The organism is Arcticibacterium sp. GJ41-1 (assembly GCF_055808875.1).
In genome coordinates, this window is the sequence record NZ_CM147888.1 from 4264226 (window position 1) to 4287891 (window position 23666).

Here is a 23666-nt window from a genome sequence, read left to right on the forward strand (position 1 = left end):
ACTATTAAAGCTTTTTAATCATGACAAAGCCGCTTCACTTTTCAAATAAGCTTCTCGTACAATTTGGGCTGTTTGATGCTCTCCTGTATGACTCCAACCAGGAGCTTTGAACACATAAAGAATTTTATTCTTAAGCCCAGGTGCATTCCAAACGTCTTTAAAAAGTTCATAAAACTCGCCAAAATAGACATCGAAAATATTCTTCGTGTTTACGTTTCTGGTAATGCCATATTCAATTTTGACATTTTTATCTTCTTCTTGAAAAGTTCCAAAAACTCTATCCCAAATATTAAGCATATTGCAAAAATTGGTATCCATATACAATGGATTTCGAGCATGATGGATACGATGATGAAGCGGTGTTAAGAGCCATTTGGAGTAAATACCTAGCCTACCACTTTTAGAAATACTCTCACCAATATGGATAAAAGCCCCATAAGTGCCATCAATAAACATTATCAAAAAGAGTAGTGCAGGATGTACACCGGCCAAAATACAAATAGTGCTTCTAATAATATCTGCATATGCTCCTTCTAAAAAAAAGTGAGCATATGTAACCGAAAGGTTCATGTCTTCTGGCGTGTGATGGGTAGAGTGCAAGCACCAAAACAAACGAACCTTATGACCTAAATAATGGTAAATAAAATGAGCAAATTCCCACACCACATAGCCGTATATAAGCCAATACCAGGTCATGGTAGTTTGAAAAAGGGCGTAAGACTGCAAATGAGCAATAATTATTGCCGTCATACCAATGGCTATCACCCTAGATATTAGCCTATTTAGCACATAAATTAGAAATACAGAAGGGTAAACTTTTGTATCTGGTTTTTTATTAATGTAGCCCATAGTCAGCTCTAGCAAAAGTAGAAATGGGATAAAAGGAATTAAGATAGCTTTGATACCTTCCCAAGTTAAAAAAATGCTAAAATCACCACTCATTAGTAGCTCCCAAACTTGATTCACGCCCAAAAATCCAAGAATCTCGTCTTTGAGTGTACTTAATACTTCCATATTTATTTTTTTGAATAATAGGCCTATTTTAGAAGGCTTGTAGGGTTAAATATATAATTCAAATGTAGCAAATTACGTATACAAAAATTGACCACTATTTTAGAATCCTTTTAATCTGTTTGATTATCTGATTCTTAAATAATATGACACTTCATTAAAAATTCAATTTTGCAGATAGTTTTGATAAGTACTTGCACATTTTTTTTGCAATCATTCGCTGACAAAGTTAAATTCACCCACATTTCTTTATTTTTGCATATACCCCTACAAAGACAAGCATTTCTGACATAATGAGTGATAAAAACCAAGCATACGACCCAACCCAACAAGACGAAGTTTTAGATGACATGTTTGAGGATTATTTCCTTGAATATGCCTCCTACGTAATTCTGGAAAGAGCCGTACCTGCCTCAGAAGATGGATTAAAGCCCGTTCAGAGGAGATTAATGCATGCTCTTAAAGAAATGGACGACGGCCGATTTAATAAGGTTGCCAACGTTATAGGAGCTACCATGCAGTTTCACCCACACGGTGACGCCTCTATTGGCGATGCTATGGTGACCATAGGTCAAAAGGAACTATTGTTAGACATTCAGGGAAACTGGGGAGATATTAGAACAGGTGATAGTGCTGCTGCACCAAGATACATTGAGGTAAGGCTTTCAAAATTTGCCAATGAGGTTCTTTTTAATGAAGATACCACCGAGTGGCAAATGTCTTATGATGGACGTAAGCGTGAGCCAGTAACCTTACCGGCCAAATTTCCATTATTACTAGAAATGGGTGTTGAGGGTATTGCGGTAGGTCTTTCTACCAAACTTATGCCTCACAATTTTATTGAAATTTGCGAAGCATCAATAAAACACCTCAAAGGTCAAAAATTCACTATTTACCCTGATTTTCTTACAGGAGGAATTTTGGATGTGAGTGCCTATAACGACGGAGCAAGAGGTGGCAGAATTAAAGCTAGAGCAAGAATTTCAGAGGTTGATAAAAAGACCCTGAAGATATCAGAGATTCCTTATGGAACTACTACTGGTAACTTGATTGACTCTATTATTAAGGCCAATGACCGCGGTAAAATTAAAATCAAAAAAGTAGAAGATAATACGGCTCGTGATGTAGAGATTATTATTCACTTAGGAACTAACACATCGCCAGACATTACTATTGATGCTCTTTATGCATTTACGTCTTGCGAAGTTTCTATTTCACCAAACGCCGTAGTAGTTAGAGATGATAGACCTCACTTTGTAAGTGTATCTGATATTCTTAAAGACTCAACAGACCAAACTTTACATCTGCTTAAAAGAGAGCTAGAGATTAAGAAGTTTGAATTGATGGAGAAACTTCTTTACAGTTCTTTAGAGAAAATTTTCATTGAAAACAGAATATACCGCGACATTGAAGAGTGTGAAACTTTTGAAGCGGTTATTGACACTATAGACCAGGGCTTAGAACCATTTAAGAAAGACTTTTATAGAGAAATAGGCAGAGAAGATATTCTGAGATTGACAGAAATCAGAATTAAAAGAATATCAAAGTTTGATGCTTTTAAGGCAGATGAGCTTATGAAAAGGCTTATTGATAGTCTTAAAGAGGTGAACCATCACCTTGAAAATCTTACAGACTACGCTATTGACTTCTTCAATAACCTTATCAAAAAATATGGAGAAGGCAGAGAGCGAAGAACAGAGCTATTGGAATTCCAAGAGGTGAAAGCTACCGTGGTGGCAGCAAATAACCAAAAGCTTTATGTAGACCGTAAAAATGGTTTTATAGGCTATGGCATCAAGAAAGAGGAGTTTGTGATGGACTGCTCCGATATTGACGACATTATTGCTTTTAAAAGAGACGGAACCTATAGTATTTCCAAAGTTTCGGATAAAAACTTTGTGGGTAAAGACATTATCCACTGCTCAGTTTGGCGTAAAAACGACGAACGTAGAATTTACAATGCCATTTACCTAGATGCCAAGTCTGGTAAAACTTATGCCAAACGTTTCAATATAACCAGCATCACTAGAGATAAGGAATATGATGTAACCAAAGGAGCTCCAAAATCTAAAGTGCTATACTTTAGCGATAATGAAAACGGAGAAGCCGAAATAGTCACCGTTAGTTTGACAGCATCTAGTACTGCTAAGAAAAAGCAGTTTGACTATAACTTTGCCGATTTACTTATCAAAGGCCGCTCTTCCATGGGGAACATGGTTACTAAGTATCCTGTAAGAAAAGTAGCTCTTAAATCTGCTGGTAAATCAACACTTGGCGGCGTTGATATTTGGTACACACCAAATCTAGGACGTTTAAACAGAGACGAGCACGGCGATTACATAGGAAACTTTGAGGCAGAAGATAAAGTACTGGTACTTTATAAAACTGGTGAGTATGAACTGACCAATTTTGAACTGACCAATCACTATGACGCTCGTTCGGTCATGTTGATAACAAAACTGGAAGAAGAAGGCATCATTACAGCTATTTACTATGACGGAGAAAGCCGAATTTATTACATCAAAAGGTTCCAGATAGAAACCACTACCATGGATAAGAAGTTTGCCTTCTTAACCGAACATAACAGAACTGAGCTTTTAGGAATATCCTATGACGACTTACCAAGAGCCGAGCTAAAAGTTAAAAAAGACCGCAAGTCTAACATAGAAAAAATTGAGTTCAAATTAGAGGAACTGGTAGGCGTAAAAGGCTGGAAAGCCCTTGGAAACAAGTTGCCATTTATGAAAATAAGTGATGTAAAATGGCTAGAGCCTGAAATCATTGAGAAAGAAAAGCCTGAAGAGACTCCCGACGACGACGATGATAACGAAAGCGACAATGGAGCTGAAAACAACGCCGATGTAGAAAACAGCATACCAGAGGCTGCTCCAAAAGAAGATGTGAAGCCTGAAGCGGCAAAACCTGAAGCTCCGAAAGCTGAAAGTCCAAAGCCTGAAACCCCAAAGTCTGAGCCAAATAAAAACAAGCCAAAAGACAAAGACCCTGATTCTGAAAACCAATTAGGTCTATTTTAAATGTGAATAGATTTCATGCAAATATTGACCAAGGTCTATTAAGAACCTTTCTTACGCCCTTGGTCATACTATGTTTTCAAGTGTTTTGCTTCTCACAGTTAAAAGTAGATGTAAAACTGGAGGTAGACCCGCTTATTGAAAAAGGCGATATCTACATTGCTACGGACTTTAACGAATGGAATGCAGGCGACCCTGACTTCCGCATGACCAAAGTTGGGCTTTCGCATTACAGCATTGTTTTAGAAAACGTACCTGAGCGTTTTGAATATAAATTCACACAGGGTACCTGGGCTACTGCCGAAGGTACACCAGCGGGTTTGGCTCTGCCAAACAGAATATATACTCAAAATGAGTTAAATAAAACCACCATAAATAATACCATCTTAGGCTGGGAAGAGCAGATAGTTTACAGCTTTATAGTAAACGCCATTCCTGAAAACACGCCAAAAGATGCATCTATTTATGTAGCGGGAAATTTTAACAATTGGGACCCAGCAGACGAAAATTATAGGTTAAAAAAGTCTATAGACGGAAGTTATAGATGCAAGGTATACTCCGATTCTGAAGAAATAGAATTTAAATTTACCAGAGGCTCATGGGAGTCTGTAGAAGGTAGAGAAAGCGGAAAAGCCCGACCTAACAGAACATTAAAAAGGGAATTTACAGACGACGTTGACAATTTAACCTTTAGAATAGTTGGCTGGGAAGACCTTCAAGGTGCTTTTAGCTTTTATTCTATTTATGACCTCCTCCTCCTATTTTCTATTTTTCAGGGAGTTTTGCTTTTGATAGCCATTCCAAACTTACAATCTAATAATACAGGTACTAATAAGTGGCTCCTTTGCACCATTGGTCTCTCCACATTCAGCATCTTTTTCTATTTGCTTTCTAATTATCAAAACTCGGTACAGTACTTTTCTCAGGTATTATTTTTCTCCGACTTTGTCATTTTTCTCTATGGTCCTATTTTTTACTTTTATCTAAGAAAGCTTCTTTTTAATATTGAGAGTTTGCCTTCAAAATGGTACTTGCATTTTATTCCATTTTTGATTCAATTGATTATCTATTTGCCATTTTTACTGCAGCCAGATAGAACCTTGCTAGACAGAATCATGAATCAGGAATCTTCACTAGTTATCCTGTTTTTAGCCATTGGTTTTGCCGGTTTTCTGTGGAATGCCTATTACTGGAATCTCTTCCGAAAAACTATCAAAAACTACCAAGAGCAATTTCAGTCAAACTTTAGTTACGACCAAAACCTAAATTACCTGACCACCATTTTAATCATACAGTTTGTCTGTTTGACCATTTGGTTTGCTTTCTTTGTGGTTTTCGGATTGTCAAGATTTTTCAATTACGAGACCGTAGACTTACAGGAAAACTTCATTGACCTTATTTGGCTTTCTTTCTCCATGATTACCTACATCTTGGGTTATTTTGCCATTCACCAGCCAGAAACCTTTAAGGCTACGCCAGAAAACATTTCCATTTTTGATGACATTTTAGAAAGTACTCCTCATAAAAAGACGGCAAATACGCTGCCTAAAAAAGACCCATTACAGGCCGAAGCTATTTTGCCAGTTATTGAAGCTTTGGAAAAGAATATTGAAGAGAACAAACCTTTCTTAAACCCTAAACTTACCTTAAGTGAGCTTGCCGCTCAAATAAACACGCAGCCCCATGTTTTGTCAAAAACCATCAATGAGCACTACGGTAAAAACTTCTTTGAGCTTATTAATGGTTACAGAATAGATGAATTTAAAAACTTGGTAAAACAAGAAAAGTTTAGTCATTACACTTTACTGGCATTAGCTTACGAAGTGGGTTTTAATTCGAAAACGGCCTTTAATAGGTCTTTTAAGAAAATTACTAAACAAACACCAAAAGAGTACTTTGAAGAGGTAAAAGAAAGCTCAATCTAGTTTTTATGTTGCTTACGCCAAACACTAGGGCTGCAAGAATGCTTTCTTTTAAAAAGCCTGTTAAAGTGCATCAAGGTATTAAACCCTGAAGAAAAAGCGACTTCTGATATTGATTTATCTGTTCCTTGCAGCTCCCTCATGGCGGCAGTAAGCCGTAGTTCATTCAAATAGTCTACAAAAGTCTGATGCGTTTGTTTCTTAAAAAATCGGCTAAAGGATGTGGGAGTAAGACAGCTTAAACTTGACATCTTCTCTAGTGTAATTTGTTCTCTAAAATTGTTTTGGATATAACTAAAAACCGTATCCATCCTGTCTGTTTCAGATTTGCCCAATTGGCTTTTAAAATCAGTATTTAGTAATAAATCAAAAGGGATTTTAGATGCTAATACATTAAGGAGTTCAAACAACAAAAGAACCTTACTCATACCTACGGCTTCATGTAAAGCGTTAAATTTTGACATCAAGAAGTCTTCTTTCCCATTGACCTTGAAGCTAATTCCCCTATCAGACTTTCTTAACAGCGTCTTCACTTTCTCAAACTCTTTCAAACCCACCAAAAGAGGAGACACTACTAATTCACTAAACTGAACTACATCTGCCTGACAGCATTCTTTCTCAAAATCAGAAACCCATGTATGGGGAATATTTGCACCTATCAAAACCAGGTCGCCTTCCTCAAAAGCTTCCAAACTATCTCCCACATGCCTGTTCCCTTTTCCTTTCCTAATAAAAGTGAGTTCATACTCGGGATGAAAATGCCATTTAAAGTCGAAACGAGGTACTTCGTGTAAATAACTTTTAAAAGAAGATAGACTTGTCTTTTGTACGCTCTCTAATATTGCTTTCACCTTTATTATCTTCTAGTAAACTAACACATCCTACATAAAGACAAAATAAGTTACATTTTTGACAAAATCCGTAAAAACAAGCTTACTTTTTCCTATCAACTTTGTATTAGATAATTTTAAACAAATCACCCCTATTATTGATATGAAATCTATTGACCAACCTTATTTACTTACAGAAGAGCAAATTGCCTTTTATCAGGAAAATAAATTCATTAAGCTAAAGCAAGTATTTGACGCCAGTACCCTAGCCCACTTCCGTCAAATAATTATTGATAAAGTAAAAGAGTTAAGCACCGAGAGCCTTCCTTTAGAAGAAAGAGATACTTATAGCAAAGCTTTTCTTCAAGTCATGAACCTGTGGAGAGAGTCTGATGAAGTAAAAGAATTTGTTTTTGGTAAAAGGCTAGCACACATAGCTACCCAATTAATGGGAGTAGATGGTGTAAGACTTTATCATGACCAAGCACTTTTTAAAGAGCCAGGTGGTGGATTTACGCCTTGGCATGCAGACCAATACTACTGGCCACTATCCTCTGATAAAACGGTTACGGCATGGGTGCCTTTACAGGCTGTGCCTAAAGAAATGGGACCTCTGGAGTTTTCAGCGAAAAGCCATCTGTTACAAGACGGAAGAAACTTAAAAATATCTGACGACAGTGAAAAAATCATTTCTTCAAAATTAAGATTGGGAGATTTTGACCAAGTAGCCGAGGCCTTTGATTTAGGTGAAGTTAGTTTTCATAGCGGTTGGATATTTCATCGAGCAGGAGCTAATAGCACCCAAGAAATGCGTAGTGTGATGACCGTTATTTATATGGACAAAGACATGAAGCTTCAAGAACCAGTCAATGAAAACCAAAAACTAGATTGGGATACTTGGTGCCCAGGTGCAAAAATTAGTGAGACTATTAATACGCCTATAAATCCTGTTCTTTATTAAATAAAATGCCTGAGCCTTTAAATCTTTAGAGCGGTCACTTATCTTTAAAGCACGCTAAGCACCACAGAAAATAAGGCATCATGAGATTAAAGAGCATTATTATAGAAGATAGCAAAATTGCCCGAGTGGCACTGGAAAAACAGTGCCAAACTCATAAATCCATTGAGCATATTGCCTCTTTTGAAATGGCTACGGAAGCACTAGATTTCCTTGCCGAAAATGAGATAGACCTTATTTTTCTTGATGTTGAAATGGAAGGCATGAATGGTTTTGAGTTTCTTAATGCATTAGCTATACTGCCTGCTGTAATCATGACTACATCTAGCAAAGAGTACGCCTATGAGGCTTTTCAATACAGTATTGTAGACTATATTCAGAAACCTATAACCAAACCTAGGCTAAACATGGCCATTGAAAAGGTTTTAGAAAAATGGGATAAACCAGAGCCTGAAACCAGCAGCTATACAGTAGATGACACTGCAGGAGAAGAGAATATTTATGTACGAGTTGACCGTAAATTTGTCAGAATTAGAAAATCTGATATCAACTACATTGAAAACCTTGGTGACTATGTCAAGATATTCACAGAGAAAAACAGCTATGTAATGCTAGGCCAACTCAAAAACTTGGAAGTAAAACTTGGCAATTCTTTTTTCCGTGTACATCGTTCTTACATTGTCAATCTGAATAAGATTTTAGATGTGGATGATAATAATCTTGTAGTTAAAGATAAAGTCATTCCTATTAGCCGAAGACAAAAATCAGAGTTTTTGCAGCGATTAAATATTCTTTAAAGTCCTACTAAAACATCTTGTCTTCTTCTTGAAACTCTAGCCATGGTGCCGTCCATTAAAAGTACCGCCTTATTTGCCCCCTCACTTACTACTTCTTTAATAAACTTCGGATTTAATAAGTAAGCCCTGCTAATACGTAAGAAATGATTATACTCATCTCTTTCTTCGTGTCTTTTTAAGGTAAACCCAGAAATTACTTTCTTCCCGTTATTAAGGCTATATACTGTGTAATTAGTGTCTGCCTTTAAATAAAGGACTTCTTCTGGGTTTTCTACTAATGCTTTTACCATGATTATTATAATTTAAAATGTGTGAATTAATTTTGGCAACCCATAATTTGAGCGTCTATTACTGAACCAGCTTCTGCCACAAAACCAGGTTTAAATTCAATTGAATTCTCAGAAGTAAACACCACCCTTGAATCGTCTTTTGCTACATTGGTCACCTGCATATTTCCTGTTGCGGCATATACTTCATGAGAGTAAGAGCTAGCCATTATTTCTGTGTTAGCTTCACAGCCATTTACTTTACTAAAACTTATGTTGTTAAACTTGAAGTCAAACGGTTCAAAAGTCGAATTATCACCAATGGCTGAAAAAGTAAGTGCCGTAATATCATCATTGCTAAGTGTGTTGTTTGAGCCATCTAAAAACTCACTTAAAGGAATGTAAAATCGCTTTGCGGTAGCTGTCAAATTAATAACTTTTCTAGGTTGATCTAGCCACTCTGTAACGCCTTCATGACTAAGTACTATTTCGATAGATTGTATTCCCTCGGCTACAAAAGATAAATAAGAATACTCCATAAGATCAACCGTTCTTAAACCTAAACGTAAAGGTCTGTGAACCGAATAGTAGTTTTTCACATCACCCGATGCCTCAAAACTTCTCTCTATCCAGTAATGATTGTCATTCTCTGCTATTTTATCTAAAGGAAAAATCGAGAGATTCGTATTGGCCACGTTAGCTTCTTCATAATTCGCTATCCAAGCTCCATCAGCTAGGTAAATGGCATCTTCTCCTTCAGTATTGTCAGAAAAAATAACTAGGCCTGCATCAAATACTCCAGGCGTGGCAAACTCCAATTCTTGCAGGTATTTACCAGTCAAGACCACCTTTTCATTGAATAGTTCAGAAGCCAATTGCTCGGTGTTTCTAAGTGTACCAAACACATTCACATTACCCGTTTTACGCTTATCGTTAATCAGCGTAATTTTAAATTTACCCTGAGTATATTCACCTTTTCTCATTAGCAAGTCTGGGCTTTTAGTAAAACTAGCCTCTTTAGATAAATCAAATGAGTTTTCGAAAATTGTAAGAATCTGCTCTCCTAAATAAAACACATCAGAAGGCTTTCTTCCCCATAATTGAAAATTGAGAAACGTTCCACCCGTCGGATAATCCTCAATATTCCAATGGCTATTATATTGATACTCATCAGCCACCAATTCTTTTATAGAAAAAGACATGGCATACTCCACAGCCCCATCGGCTCTTTTTAAACTTATTAATGTACCTGGATATTCACCACCTATAAAAACGGTCTTAGCAGATATTAGTTCTGCCCCGCCTACTCTATCACATATACTTTTAGTGTGACTATATACTTCGTTAATAGTTTTGGTTACCAAACAAACAGCTTCTCTATCTATTTCATCAAAGAAATCTACAGAAAGTACCTCCAGGGCATTAGTTAAATCTAATAAATCTGTTGGAGTACTCTGAAAAGCTTCCGTAGTATCAGGGCCCACATCTGGAACCAATGCCGTTAAGGGAATATTTTCAACACTTGAAAAAACTCCTTTTACTTGGGAGTGAGAATTCATTGACACAGACATGTAACGCTTCTCATCTTTATTCAAAAGCTCTTTCTGTAAGTTCCTCTTTGCAATTTTCTCTGCCAAAGAGCCATTACTTTCTAAGCCTCCCTGATTTCCAGAACTGATAGCCCCCTCTACAGGCGAAGTATAGTTAATATTACTAAGCGATATAGATTCAATGGGGTTAGCAGATATAAAGAAAATAGCATCATTAAAGTCATTGTCGCAGGAAGAATAATCTCTTCTAATATCTTCAAAACCTAAAACTATTCGCTCTGTTTGTTCATCTATCAGCTGCACATTATGATACCTCAAATTAGCATTAGCCTCAGGGTTAAAATCTGGATTTGAAAAGACTGTCCATTGTTTATTCCTTACTAATTGTTGATTTGAGTCCCAGCCGTTAGCTATCAAAACCCAACCAATACCAGTATCAGCAGTAAAACTACCAAGATGTACTTTATCACCTGGCAGAAGACCTCCTCCGCTATTTAAACGAGAAACATTAGGAAAAACTATCTTAATATCTTCTGCGGCAGGAGCGGTAATAGAAGGCGAATTAGCATCAAAAGTATAATAAGCCAGTGCATTTTTGTAACCTGCCCCCTCAGCCACAAACGTTACCCAAATATCAGCACTGTCTTGAAGTACAATATTACTCTCTGTACCACTCGCTATGTAATGTGAATTATAATAAGGAACAGGATACCCCTCAGGTAAAGAGGCAGCCACTCTATTTAAAAAAGCTTGGTCTAACACATCAGGCGTAGCAGTTAAATAATTTGGTACACCATCTGTATTATAAGTACCCATGTAGCTGTAGTTTTGAGCGAGGCCTACTACAGATAGGATTTGAAATAAAAACAAACTGACTTTGAATACAACTTTCATATTTTCTGACTTTGTGTGTAACAAAAGTATCTCATATACTTCCCGAATAATTGATATTTCGATGAAGTGTAGGATTCACTCAGAAAACGGTAAACCTTTCCGCATCTCACCTAAAGCTTTATCTCTTAAAACAAATAATTATCCGTTTTACTCGTAGGGTAAGGCATACCTTATCATCCATTAAATTTAATAGTACAATTCAAAGGTTCATTTTTATGAAATTCGTACCGAATCATAAAACGAACCTATTAAATTATTCATATTAAGCAAGTTACAGAAAACAAAAACTAGGACTTAAATAAGTAAAGTGGAACGACCAGCTTATACATCTAGGGTACTTTTGCATAGTGAAATAACCATTTCTTTATGCCTAAGTATCAAAACTACCTTTTATCACTGTTAGCCACTGGCTTGCTTTTTTCTTGTGAAGCTGTTTCACAAAAAAAACAAAACCAAATTTACTTAGGTGCTGACCTCTCTTACGTAAATGAGTTGGAAGCGTGTGGTGCCAAATTCACTCACAACGGAAAATCGGTAGAACCTTATGATTTTTTTGCATCCCAAGGAGCTAATATAACGCGTCTCAGACTTTGGCATAACCCTAGCTGGACAAACTACTCAACCCTAGCTGATGTAAAGAAATCCATCGCTAAATCAAAAGCAAAAAACATGCCCGTTTTGCTAGATTTTCACTACTCGGATAACTGGGCAGACCCTGCTCATCAGATAATTCCGAGTGCTTGGTCGGGCATTACAGATACTGAAATATTAGGAGATAGCCTTTATCTCTATACGAAAGCCGTTTTGACCGACCTGAACAAGGAAAACCTACTTCCTGAATTTGTTCAGATTGGCAATGAGACCAATTCTGAAATTTTAATGGAAAAAGAAACTTCCGAAAATGGTCCAACCAATTGGCCTAGAAACATAACCCTGTTTAATAAAGGGCTCAAAGCCGTTGATGATTTCAATAAAGCCAATAACACTACTGTTCAAACAATGCTTCACGTAGCCCAACCCGATGAAGCTCTTGATTGGTTTGAGAATGCTACTAAAAACAACCTCCAGAGCTATGACTGGATAGGTCTATCGTACTACCCTAATTGGTCAAAATTTGACCTACCTGAATTAGAAAAAACTATCTCAACACTAAAGAACACTTATAATAAGCAAGTAATGGTGGTAGAAACTGGCTACCCATATTCTACCAAAAACTTTGACGGTGCCAATAATGTTTTAGGCAACGGTTCTGACCTAAATGGCTACCCCGTTAGCCCAGAAGGGCAATTAAGCTTTATGATAGACCTAACATCTAGTGTAATAAAAGCAGGTGGCGAAGGCGTAATCTATTGGGAAGCGGCTTGGGTGACGTCAGGCTGCAAAACGCAATGGGGAACTGGCTCCCACTGGGAAAACGCCGCTTTTTTTGATGCTGGAAACAACAATGAAACGCTCCCTGTCTTTCAATTTTTTGGACATAATTATTTTAAATAAACTGAATATATAACAACCATAATTTAAACTTAAACCTAAAAAAGAATGCAACAAATCTATTGTGATAGCACAAAAGCCGTTCTCTGGAAACCAAAGTTACTTTGGGTTTTCATATTGAGCATGTGCATGGGTCAGGCTTTTGCCCAAAGCACTGTTACTGGAAAAGTAACTGACCTAGAAGACAGTATTGGTCTTCCGGGTGTAACTGTAGCCATCAAAGGAAGTACCAAGGGTACCTCTACAGACATGGACGGAAACTATACCCTCTCTACTGCCGGTATTCAAAACCCTATTTTTGTATTTAGTTTTATTGGCAAAGAAAGCCAAGAAGTAGTGGTGGGTAATCAAACGGTTATCAATGTTGCCCTAGCTAACGATAGCCAGGCACTAGAAGAAATAGTGGTAGTGGGTTATGGTACACAAAAGAAAAATGACCTTACAGGTTCTATCACCTCTATTACCGAAAATGATTTTGTAAAGGGAAATGTAAGTACGCCTGAGCAATTAATCACTGGTAAACTAGCCGGTGTGCAAATCACCTCTGGTGGTGGTGCTCCTGGTTCTGGTAGTACTATCAGAATTCGTGGTGGTTCGTCTCTTAATGCTAGCAATGACCCTTTAATAGTTATTGACGGTGTGCCTATTGACAATAACGACGTTTCTGGTTCTGCTAATCCTTTGAGTTTTATCAACCCAAATGATATTGAATCTTTCAACGTTCTTAAAGATGCTTCTGCGGCAGCCATCTATGGTTCTAGAGCTGCAAATGGTGTTATTATTATTACGACTAAAAAAGGAAAAAAAGGTGCTCAAACACGTTTGAGTTTCAATAGCCGTTTTTCTGTAGCAAATAACATTAACCAAGTTGATGTATTGAGCCCATCTGAATTTATTGATGCGGTAAACACTTATGGTACCGCTTCTCAGCAAGCTTTATTAGGCACTAACAGTACAAACTGGCAAGATGTTATTTACAGAACTGCTTTAACGCAAGATAACAATCTTAGTTTGACAGGAAATTTGAAGGGTATTCCTTACAGAGCTTCGGTTGGTTTTTTAAACCAAAACGGAACATTGCAAACATCTAATCTTAAAAGGACTTCTGCTTCTTTAGGTTTGTCTCCATCTTTCCTTGACGACCACCTTAACCTAGATGTAAACTTTAAAGTTGCTAATAGTAAATCTCAGTTTGCCGACGAAGGAGCTATTGGTACTGCCATTAGTTTTGACCCTACGCAACCAGTATATGCTAACAATACTGAGTTTGGTGAGTACTTCAACTGGATTGACCCTAATGGAAATGGTATTGAAGCTCTTGGGCCAAGCAATCCATTGGCAATGCTTAACCTAAGAGATAACATGGGAATCTTAAACAGATACATCGGGAATGCAAAACTAACGTACTCTTTCCATGGTTTACCTGAACTAAAAGCAGTGGTAAATGCTGGTTTTGATAAGTCAAACACAGACGGAAATGATGTTACTAGCCCTTTAGTATCCGCTAATTCTTTCAACAATCAAGGCTCTACTGCTTTTTATAAGCAAGACAGAAATAATACTACTTTCCAAGCTTTCTTAAACTACGTGAAAGAAATCAACCAACATCGTTTTGATGTGATGGGAGGTTATGAGTACCAAAACTTTATTAGAGAAAACGAAACTGGTACTGATTACGGAAAGTCTGATGTAACACCTTTAAGAAACTACTTCAAAACAGAATACAGACTAGCGTCTCAGTTTGGAAGGGTCAACTACGGTTTCAATAATACTTACTTAGCTACTTTCACCGTAAGACGTGACGGAACCTCAAGATTCGCTCCTGACAATCGTTATGGTATTTTCCCATCGGCTGCTTTGGCGTGGAAACTTAATGAGCAATTTGGCATAGATGATACTTTCTCAGACCTTAAAGTAAGAGTTGGTTGGGGTGTAACTGGTCAGCAAAACATTAATTCTGGTGACTTTCCTTACTTAGCGGCTTATACGCCTGGTCAAGGTTTATTGTATCAGTTTGGTGGAGCATTTTATGATGTCCTTCGTCCAAATCCTTACGATGCTCAAATCAAATGGGAGGAAACTACTTCTACCAACCTTGGTTTAGATTTCGGAATTCGTCATGCTAAAATCTCTGGTAGCATTGATTTTTACATGAAAAAGACAACCGACTTAATTAACGAAATTGACGCCCCAGCGGGTACCAACTTCTCTAATAAAGTGGTAACCAATATTGGTTCTTTAGAAAACAAAGGAGTTGAGTTTACGCTTAACTATACGCCAATTCAGAAAGCCAATTTCACTTGGGACTTAAACTTCAATGCAACGTATAACCAAAACAAGATTACGGCATTGACCAGAAACGATAATGAAGATTATTTAGGTGTACTTACTGGCGATGTAAGCGGTGGTACTGGAGCCTACGGTCAAATCCACTCTACAGGTTATGCTCGTTCTTCTTTCTTCCTTTATCAGCAAGTATATGATGAAAATGGCAACCCACTTGAAGGCGTTTTTGTTGACCAAAACAATGATGGTGTGATTAGTGAACTAGATAGATATCACTACCAAAACCCAGATGCTAATTACTTCTTAGGTTTCTCTTCTCAGATGACTTACAAGAACTTAAACTTCGGATTTATCATGCGTAGTAATCTTGGAAACTATGTTTTCAACAATGTGGCATCAGGTTCTAGCAGCTACTACTCTATGACAGGAGCTGGTAATTTCATCTTCAATCTCAATGCTGATGTGAAAGACACGCAATTCAATTCTTCTACAGGAAGAGACAGAATCAACCTTTCTGATTACTTCGTTGAAAACGCTTCTTTCCTTAAAATGGATAACATAAACGTAGGCTACGACTTAAGTTCATTATTCAAAACGAGTAAACTTAGAGCCAACCTTGGTTTCATAGTTCAGAATGTGTTCACAATCACAAACTATACTGGCCTAGACCCAGAAGTACAAGGTGGAATTGACAGAAACATCTACCCACGTCCTCGTACTTACAGTTTGAATCTAAATCTTAATTTCTAATAAGTAAAAAGATGAAAAAAATATTAAATATACTATTCGCAGGTTTGATGCTTACGGCATTAAACTCTTGTAGCGACTTGGACACCACTCCTTATGTGGGGCAAGTTTCAGATTTAGTCTACCAAGACGCTGATAACTACAAAAAAGTATTGGCTAAACTATATGCAGGTTTGGCAGTATCAGGAATTGAGCCACAAGATGGCAATGTTGACCTGAAAGGTATTGACGGAGGTTCTCAAAGTTATTTAAGAGCTTACTGGTATTTACAAGAGTTTACCACGGACGAAGCTGTAGTAGGTTGGGGAGACCCAGGATTGCCAGATTTGCACGCGTCATCTTGGACTGCGTCAAACCAGTGGACGTCTAACTTTTATAGCAGAGCTTTATATCAAGTAACTGTTGCAAATGAATTCATTAGAGAGTCTGCTCCTGAGAAATTAGAAGCTCGAGGATTAGCTGGAGATACGCAAATCCCATTATATCGTTCTGAGGCTAAATTTTTAAGAGCATTGGCTTATTACCATGCTTTAGATATGTTTGGCAATGTTCCTTTTGTAACGGAAGCTGACCCTGTGGGTGCCTTCTTACCAGAGCAAATCAGCAGAGCTGACCTTTTCACTTACCTAGAAAGCGAGCTTAAAGCTTTAGAAACAGAACTTCCTGGTCCTCAAGGAAACGAGTATGGAAGAGCAGACCAAGGTGCTGTATGGATGACTTTAGCTAAACTTTACCTAAACGCTGAAGTTTACACAGGTACTCCAAAATATAACGAAGCAGCCGAGTACGCTAAAAAAGTGATAGACGCAGGTTATACGCTAAATCCTAACTATCAAGCCAACTTCATGGCAGACAATGACCAATCTAACGAGCTTATTTTTACCATAAATTATGATGGTAATCAAACTGCTACATGGGGAGGAACTACAACGCTAATTCATGCTCAAATAGGTGGAACTATGAATCCAGCAGACTTTGGTGTGGATGGTGGATGGAGTGGTTTCCGTACCACACCTGAGTTTGTAGCTCTTTTTGATAATGGAACGGATGATAGAAGACTATTGCATAGCGATGGTCAGAAACTAGAAATTGACGAAATAGGGACATTTGACAACGGATATGCCGTAGCCAAATGGTCAAACTTGACCTCTGCTGGTGTTGCAGGTAAGAACCTAGCTCATACAGATACTGACTTCGGAGTTTACAGACTTTCTGATGCTTATTTAATGTATGCTGAAGCAGTAACAAGAGGTGGTAGTGGCGACCAAGCTTTAGCTTTGAGCTTAGTTAATCAATTAAGAACACGTGCTAATGCAGCTCCTGTAACCGCTCTTACTTTGGATTTCTTACTAGACGAAAGAGGAAGAGAACTTTTCTGGGAAGCTCACAGACGTACAGATTTAATTCGTTTCGGAAAATTCACTACCGGTTATAACTGGGCATGGAAAGGAAACATCAAAGAAGGACGTGACATAGGTACACACATGTCATTATTCCCAATAGCTTCTTCCGACATCGTGGCCAATACCAACCTTGTTCAGAACTCAGGTTACTAACCTTTAAAGATTAATTAAGAATGAAAAATATATTAAATAAAGTCTACGTCCTTTTAGGAATGGTAGTTCTTCTTAGTTCATGTGAAAAAGAAGAGATAAGAGCAGTTTTAGACCCTGCGGCAAAGCCAGTGGTTACACTAAACAGTAGTTCATTAGAGCTTTCTAAAGAAAATGCTGACGCCAACGCCTTAACGGTATCTTGGGAGAAACCAGCATTTGGCTTTAATGCAGGAGCACAATACCGTGTTTTGGTTGGCAAAGCAGGTTCAAACTTTGCGGAAGCACAGGTCTTCAGCACTGGTTCTGACTTGAGTCATTCTTGGACAAACAAGCAATTAAACGGACTGCTACAAAGCATGGGTTTTGAGCCAGCAGCTACAGGAAATTTAGAAATAGCCGTGGAGTCTATCTTAAGTGATGCTCAAGTGCAGCGTTCGGAAGTCATGCCTTTATCTGCGGTAGGATATTTAGACAAATTAGACCTTAGTTCTCCATGGGGAATAGTAGGGTCTGCTACAGTAAACCAATGGGATGGCCCTGATATGCCATTTTATAAAACAGCTGAAGCAGGAGTTTTTGTTGCCTATGTAATGCTTACTGATGGCGAAATGAAAATAAGGCAAAACAATGACTGGGCTCTAAACTATGGTGATACAGGTGCAGATGGTACGTTAGAACAAGATGGTGATAACATAGTAGTAACGGCAGGTACTTACGCTGTAACATTTAATTCAAACGACCTAACTTATAGCATAGAGCCTCTTTCATGGGGAATTGTGGGAGATGCAGCTCCTAACGGATGGGATGGTCCAGATTTAGAATTTACTTATGACCCAAGCTCAGACCAGTGGAGAGCAATTGGCACATTAGCTGATGGCGAAATGAAAATCAGAAAAAATAATGATTGGGCTTTAAATTATGGTGATACTGGAGCTGATGGTAGCCTTGAAGAAAATGGTGATAATATTGCCATTTCAGCAGGTACTTATTTGATTACCTTTAATCAGAATGAGCTTACTTATACAGTGGAAGCAATTGACATCCCTGGAATAGTGGGTGATGCTTCACCAAACGGTTGGGACGGACCAGATGTAAGTCTAATGCCTGATTTCTCTAGAGAAGGCGTTTGGGTAGCTAATAATGTCACATTAACTGACGGAGCAATAAAGTTCAGATTGAACAATGACTGGGCTGTAAACTACGGCGACACAGGTGCAGATGGAACATTAGAAGAAAACGGTGATAATATATCTGTTTCTGCTGGCTCTTATGATGTAGAAGTTAACCTTACAGACCTTACCTACACGCTTACAGCAAAATAAAATTGGCCTAAAATAGTCGAATCTCGACGCTAAAGCATGAGGCGTTTCGTCTCATGCTTTTTTTATATCCTTTCAATACAATCATGAAAAAAGCATTCTTACTAATTCTGTTTATTCAGAGTACCTTATTTGCTCAGCACATTGAGCGAGTAGAACCTAGCAACTGGTGGATAGGCATGAAAGAACCTATGGTTCAATTGCTGGTGCATGGCAATCAAATCTCAAACTTTACTCCTTCCCTAAAATATAAGGGTGTCAAAATTGAAGCTGTACACAAAACAGACAATCCTAATTACCTTTTCCTAGATTTAATAATATCAAAGAAGGCTAAAGCCGGAATTGTCAATATTAATTTCGCCAACAATACAGACAGCCAAACCTTCAAGTTTGAATTAAAGGCTAGGAGACAAAACTCCGCTCAAAGAGAAGGATTCAACACCTCAGATGCTATTTATTTGATTACACCTGACCGTTTTGTAAACGGAAACCCAAATAATGACAATGTAGATGGTTACTCCGACAAAGCCGCTCCAAGCAAAGAATTTGGAAGACATGGCGGTGACATCCAAGGCATCACTGAGCATTTAGATTATATCTCAGATATGGGTTTTACGGCCATTTGGCCAATGCCTTTAGAGGAAAACAACATGGATGAGGCTAGTTACCACGGCTACGCCATCACTGATTTTTATAAGATAGACCCAAGATATGGTTCTAACCAAGAGTACTATAACCTTTCTGCCGAAGGCAAAAAGCAAGGCATCAAGCTTATCAAAGATGTGGTGCTAAACCACTGTGGAAGTAACCACTGGTGGATGTCAGACTTGCCATCAAAAGATTGGATTAACTACGAAGGGAACTTCAAAGGCACCAATCACAGAAGAGAGGTTCAGAGAGACATTCATGCCTCGCAGGCAGATACCAAAGTATTTTCGGATGGTTGGTTTGTAAGCACTATGCCCGACATGAACCAAAGAAATTCGTTTCTTGCCAATTACTTGATTCAAAATAGTCTTTGGTGGATTGAGATGGCAAACCTTGATGGTTTACGTGTAGACACTTACCCCTACTCAGACCAAGACTTCTCTAGCAGATGGAGCAAAAGAATCATGGAGGAATATCCAAACTTCAACATCACCTCAGAAGAGTGGAGTACAAACCCTGCTATCACATCTTACTGGCAAAAAGGAAAGATAAACGCAAATGGCTACCAATCTTACGTGCCTACACCTATGGATTTTCCGTTGCAAGATGCCATGGTAAAAGGGCTAAATGAGTCCATAGCTTGGGGCACAGATTTCAACAGAGTATACCAATCTATCTCTAATGATTTTCAATATGCAGATGCATCTAGCTTATTGATTTTTGCAGATAATCATGACATGAGTCGCATTTATACGCAGCTAAACGAAAACTATGACCATTTCAAAATGGCAATCGTTTTGATGGCTACTATGCGTGGAATTCCGCAATTTTATTATGGCACAGAAATTTTAATGACCAATCCAAACTCTGATTCTCACGGAGAAATAAGAGGAGATTTCCCAGGTGGCTTTAAAGAAATGAATAGCAATGCTTTTACTTCTACAGGTCTTACAGCACCACAAAAGGAAGCTCAAGCATTCATGAAAAAACTCTTAAACTACCGAAAGTCAAACCAAGTATTGCATGAAGGAAAACTAACACACTTCGGCCCAGAAAATGGCGTATATGTGTATTTCAGACATTCTGATGCCGGTAAGGTTATGGTGATTTTGAATAAAAATGAGAAGACGCAGGAGCTTGATTTGAGCAGATTCAGAGAGTTACTGCCAGAAAATACGCAAGTCAAAAATGTATTATCAAATGAGACCTTGACATTAGGTAAATCATTAAGCATTGGAGGTAGTTCTGCTACTGTTCTAGCTTTTTAATCGTAGAATAAACATATTAGTTAAATCTTAAGAATCTCCAGAAATGGGGATTCTTTTTTTTTGTTATTTTTTTCCCTAAAGGTTACGAAATAACATGGCAGGTGGATATAATGTTATAATATTTAATCTATAAACCCATGTCTCATGAAAAAAACCATACTACTCCTATTTGTTTCCATCTGCAGTTTTGCACAGGTCACCATATCTGGTGCAAGTGAAACTTACCTAAATGTTACCTATAGTCCTTTGTCCTATAGTGCTTCTTTGGACGAATATCTTTGTATCGGCCCAACCCCTTACAGTCCCTATGAACTTTATGATGCAGGCACCTCCATTTATACCGCAACTATCAGTATGCCCGGATACCCCTCAAACATAGAAGCGTATATCATTAGACGAAATGGACAGTGGAATATTGAAGCTAGAGACATTTACGGTAGTTACATTGTTTTCTATAGGTCTGTTGGCACTAATTCTGACCCTGAGCCTCCATGTGACACCACTTGGGAGAAATGGGACTCTTGGTGCTTTAGTTATGGAGACATTGACCCTACAGGCACATATACCTCAACTATTCATCTTAGTGGAAACTGCGTAAGCTGTCAGACATTAAGTGGTATTATACTTCCTGAGATAATTGACTTCCCTATCATAAGTGACTTTACCATGAATTCTCTTACGCCGGCAGATGGACTAAGAAAAGGCTCTACGGCCTTTAACTGTGCTCTTAACTCACTTGTGGTTTATGACGGATGTAAATGGGAAAAAGTAAAAACAGAATCAATGTATAAACCGAGTCTTATAACGGCTGGTATGCAAGCCACTGCTTCAAATCAGCAAGTCAATTTTACTTGGTTTCACCCTAAGCCTTCCATTGTTTCACAGTTTGTTCTTCAGTATTCAGTAAACAATGGTCCTTGGACAGATTACCAAACATTCAATAATACTACCTTTTCATACTCCAACACCAGCTTGCCTACCAATACATTTGACCATAATCAAACCTACAATTGGCGTGTTAAAAGCATTGAAACCTGCGGTATCAATACCTACTCTTGTTTAAAAGGAATCTATTTCCCTTTTTATAACAACTACGGAAACTCTTATCCAGCACTAATAAATATTGATGCTCCATTTACAGTAGGGTCTGCTATCTTAATTAAAATGGTATCTAATAGTTCAGGAACTGGAACAACCAGCTGGCAATATGACCTAGAATATTACAATGGAACTTCTTGGCAAAATGTTTTAAATGACAATTTAGTCATAGCCTCTTTCCCGCATAATTTCGTTATTCCGGGAGGCTCCTTATTATTAGATGGCAAATACCGAGTAAGCGTTAAAAACCCTACTTACGGAGGTGCGGGTCATCACTATGTTACTTTTCATTATTCTAAAGCTAAGGAGATTTGCCCAGATTGATTTCTAATAAAACACCCACCTTATTCTACAGCTAATTTATAGCTCAATAAGATTGAATCTAAATACATCCCACATAAAACATGCGGGATGTATCCTTTTATAAAAGACAAGTTTTTCCACTTGGGACGTTACAAAAAAAAACATCACTAGTATTTGACCATAAACAGTCAAATATGAATAAGATACTAGTAGCCCTCTTATACCTTACAAGCCAATTTGCGTTCTCACAGTCGCCAGCCGAAACTATCCCAAATACACTTGAACTAGAAATAGAAACTACTGAAGGAGAATTTGAAGAATCTTCTTGGGAATTTCTTTTCACCATAGGTCTGAACGTAAGTCACGCGATGGAATTAAACAACCCAATCGGCACAGATAACAAAGGTTTTGCCACCAATAATTCCTTGGACATTGGCGTCAATTACATCAAAGAAAACGCAAGATTTAATATGACCAACGATTTCCATTATACTATAGGACTTCTAAAAGATGGGGGAAACAGTAATTTGCCACTAAAGCGAACCTCCGATGACTTAAGCTCATTTCACGACTTCTCCATATCATCAAAGAAAAATCAAAAATGGAATGTAAACCTCATAGCCAAAATATTCACATCCGCTTTAAAAGTATATGATGGCGACTTTCTAAAAGACGAATATCAAAATGGTCAAATTCAGGGTTTCTTTAATCCTTATGACATCTCTTTTTCTCCTGGCATTAAATTTCAGCCAGATGATTATTTAAGGGTTTCGCTCTCTCCATATTCTGTCAATTTATACGGCCTGACTAATCAAGGTATTGCCAATAGAGGCTTTTATACCGACTCAATACAAAACAACGGAGATTATATTAAGAAAGTAACTAGCCCCTTAGGTGCCGAGGTCAATGTATGGTATGACAGAAGTTTTAAAGAGTGGCTTCAATTACAATATAGAGTTGGGCTTTCATCAAATTACTTTACAAACATTGCCAAAAATGGGCTTTTGGATGGTCTTTTTATAACTAAAGTCAAATTATTCACCGATGTCTATTTAATGCACAGAGCCACCTTGCAGGGCGATTTCACAAACAAGCCGCTGAAACCACACTATCAGCAGACCATTTTATTAAGCTTTTCTAAAAGTTTTTAAAACTGGAAGTTACAGAAACTGTATGCACAAGTATTACCTACTAAACAAAGCAGATAACCGAAACGGCTTAAAGGGGGTAGGGTTAAAACATAAAAGACAAAAAAATGAAAAGTACATTTTTAACAATCGCATTCTTATTTACTGCTTTATTTGGTTTCTCTCAGGAAAATGCTAATGTCAACACAAGTAGAAGTAATAAAAAAGCTCTAATAAGTAAAGTAATAGGAAGCAACGATAAATTTGACTCAAAAAAGTTAGTTTTAGTCAAATCCAAAAAACAGTTAGTAGGCGAGAAAATGGTGGCTACAAAAAATGGTAAAACTTATATCTATAAATCAGCTGGAGGAATTGACGATATTATCGAATTATTGGAGTCTAGTGGAAAAACTGACCACCAAAAAGCAAGTGTATGTCTATCAAATTATGGCGGTTTTTGCTGGAGGTATTTAAAAGCAGACCGTGTTAAACTAATAGTTGGTGAAATAGAAGAAGTTCCATTTCCATAAAAACCAGCATACATTAAAAGAGCACCTCAAATC

At 37.7% G+C, this 23666-nt stretch carries 16 protein-coding genes; 12 read left to right on the forward strand and 4 right to left on the reverse strand.

All coding sequences use genetic code 11. The features are described 5' to 3' along the window. Positions 1 to 18: 18 nt before the first annotated feature. Positions 19 to 1014, reverse strand: coding sequence for a sterol desaturase family protein (locus tag AC0L6O_RS17515; protein WP_473304183.1), 996 nt, complete (start codon positions 1012 to 1014; stop codon positions 19 to 21). 290 nt (positions 1015 to 1304) lie between these two features. On the opposite strand from AC0L6O_RS17515, the gene AC0L6O_RS17520 reads away from it, so the two are divergent. Both AC0L6O_RS17520 and AC0L6O_RS17525 read left to right on the forward strand, forming a co-directional pair. Then, on the forward strand, positions 1305 to 4046 hold the full coding sequence (locus AC0L6O_RS17520) for a DNA gyrase/topoisomerase IV subunit A (protein ID WP_473304184.1): 2742 nt from the start codon (positions 1305 to 1307) through the stop codon (positions 4044 to 4046). Between the two features lie 2 nt (positions 4047 to 4048). Continuing rightward, positions 4049 to 5968 carry a helix-turn-helix domain-containing protein gene (locus tag AC0L6O_RS17525; protein WP_473304185.1) on the forward strand — a complete coding sequence of 640 codons (1920 nt, stop codon included), beginning with the start codon at positions 4049 to 4051 and terminating at the stop codon, positions 5966 to 5968. Here the strand turns inward: AC0L6O_RS17525 and AC0L6O_RS17530 are convergent. Beyond that, positions 5965 to 6816: an AraC family transcriptional regulator gene (locus tag AC0L6O_RS17530; protein WP_473304187.1), complete on the reverse strand. Its 852-nt coding sequence runs from the start codon at positions 6814 to 6816 to the stop codon at positions 5965 to 5967. The genes AC0L6O_RS17525 and AC0L6O_RS17530 overlap by 4 nt on opposite strands. A 58-nt stretch (positions 6817 to 6874) precedes the next feature. Between AC0L6O_RS17530 and AC0L6O_RS17535 the strand changes: the two genes are divergently transcribed. Together AC0L6O_RS17535 and AC0L6O_RS17540 are read left to right on the forward strand one after the other, a co-directional pair. Then, entirely contained in the window at positions 6875 to 7756 is an 882-nt protein-coding gene (locus AC0L6O_RS17535; RefSeq protein ID WP_473304189.1) for a phytanoyl-CoA dioxygenase family protein, read from the forward strand. Between the two features lie 80 nt (positions 7757 to 7836). Then, a complete protein-coding gene (locus AC0L6O_RS17540; RefSeq protein WP_473304190.1) occupies positions 7837 to 8550 on the forward strand; it encodes a LytR/AlgR family response regulator transcription factor in 714 nt (237 codons plus the stop codon). Here the strand turns inward: AC0L6O_RS17540 and AC0L6O_RS17545 are convergent. Together AC0L6O_RS17545 and AC0L6O_RS17550 are read right to left on the reverse strand one after the other, a co-directional pair. Continuing rightward, positions 8547 to 8840 carry a LytTR family DNA-binding domain-containing protein gene (locus tag AC0L6O_RS17545; protein WP_473304191.1) on the reverse strand — a complete coding sequence of 98 codons (294 nt, stop codon included), beginning with the start codon at positions 8838 to 8840 and terminating at the stop codon, positions 8547 to 8549. The two genes, AC0L6O_RS17540 and AC0L6O_RS17545, sit on opposite strands and share 4 nt — an antisense overlap. A gap of 26 nt (positions 8841 to 8866) precedes the next feature. Then, complete coding sequence (locus tag AC0L6O_RS17550; RefSeq protein WP_473304192.1) at positions 8867 to 11260, reverse strand: DUF4114 domain-containing protein; 2394 nt, start codon at positions 11258 to 11260, stop codon at positions 8867 to 8869. 366 nt (positions 11261 to 11626) lie between these two features. On the opposite strand from AC0L6O_RS17550, the gene AC0L6O_RS17555 reads away from it, so the two are divergent. The 8 genes from AC0L6O_RS17555 (at position 11627) to AC0L6O_RS17590 (ending at position 23633) form a co-directional block, all read left to right on the forward strand. Then, on the forward strand, positions 11627 to 12754 hold the full coding sequence (locus tag AC0L6O_RS17555; RefSeq protein ID WP_473304194.1) for a glycoside hydrolase family 53 protein: 1128 nt from the start codon (positions 11627 to 11629) through the stop codon (positions 12752 to 12754). A 45-nt stretch (positions 12755 to 12799) separates the two neighbouring features. Further along, positions 12800 to 15787: a SusC/RagA family TonB-linked outer membrane protein gene (locus tag AC0L6O_RS17560; protein WP_473304196.1), complete on the forward strand. Its 2988-nt coding sequence runs from the start codon at positions 12800 to 12802 to the stop codon at positions 15785 to 15787. A gap of 11 nt (positions 15788 to 15798) precedes the next feature. Continuing rightward, positions 15799 to 17340, forward strand: coding sequence for a RagB/SusD family nutrient uptake outer membrane protein (locus tag AC0L6O_RS17565; protein ID WP_473304197.1), 1542 nt, complete (start codon positions 15799 to 15801; stop codon positions 17338 to 17340). A gap of 20 nt (positions 17341 to 17360) precedes the next feature. Next, entirely contained in the window at positions 17361 to 18662 is a 1302-nt protein-coding gene (locus AC0L6O_RS17570) for a SusE domain-containing protein (protein WP_473304198.1), read from the forward strand. Between the two features lie 83 nt (positions 18663 to 18745). Continuing rightward, entirely contained in the window at positions 18746 to 20575 is a 1830-nt protein-coding gene (locus tag AC0L6O_RS17575; RefSeq protein ID WP_473304200.1) for a glycoside hydrolase family 13 protein, read from the forward strand. A 144-nt stretch (positions 20576 to 20719) separates the two neighbouring features. Further along, entirely contained in the window at positions 20720 to 21997 is a 1278-nt protein-coding gene (locus tag AC0L6O_RS17580; RefSeq protein ID WP_473304201.1) for a hypothetical protein, read from the forward strand. Between the two features lie 173 nt (positions 21998 to 22170). Further along, positions 22171 to 23127: a hypothetical protein gene (locus AC0L6O_RS17585; protein WP_473304202.1), complete on the forward strand. Its 957-nt coding sequence runs from the start codon at positions 22171 to 22173 to the stop codon at positions 23125 to 23127. Between the two features lie 104 nt (positions 23128 to 23231). After that, a complete protein-coding gene (locus AC0L6O_RS17590) occupies positions 23232 to 23633 on the forward strand; it encodes a hypothetical protein (RefSeq protein WP_473304204.1) in 402 nt (133 codons plus the stop codon). The last annotated feature ends 33 nt before the right edge of the window (positions 23634 to 23666 follow it).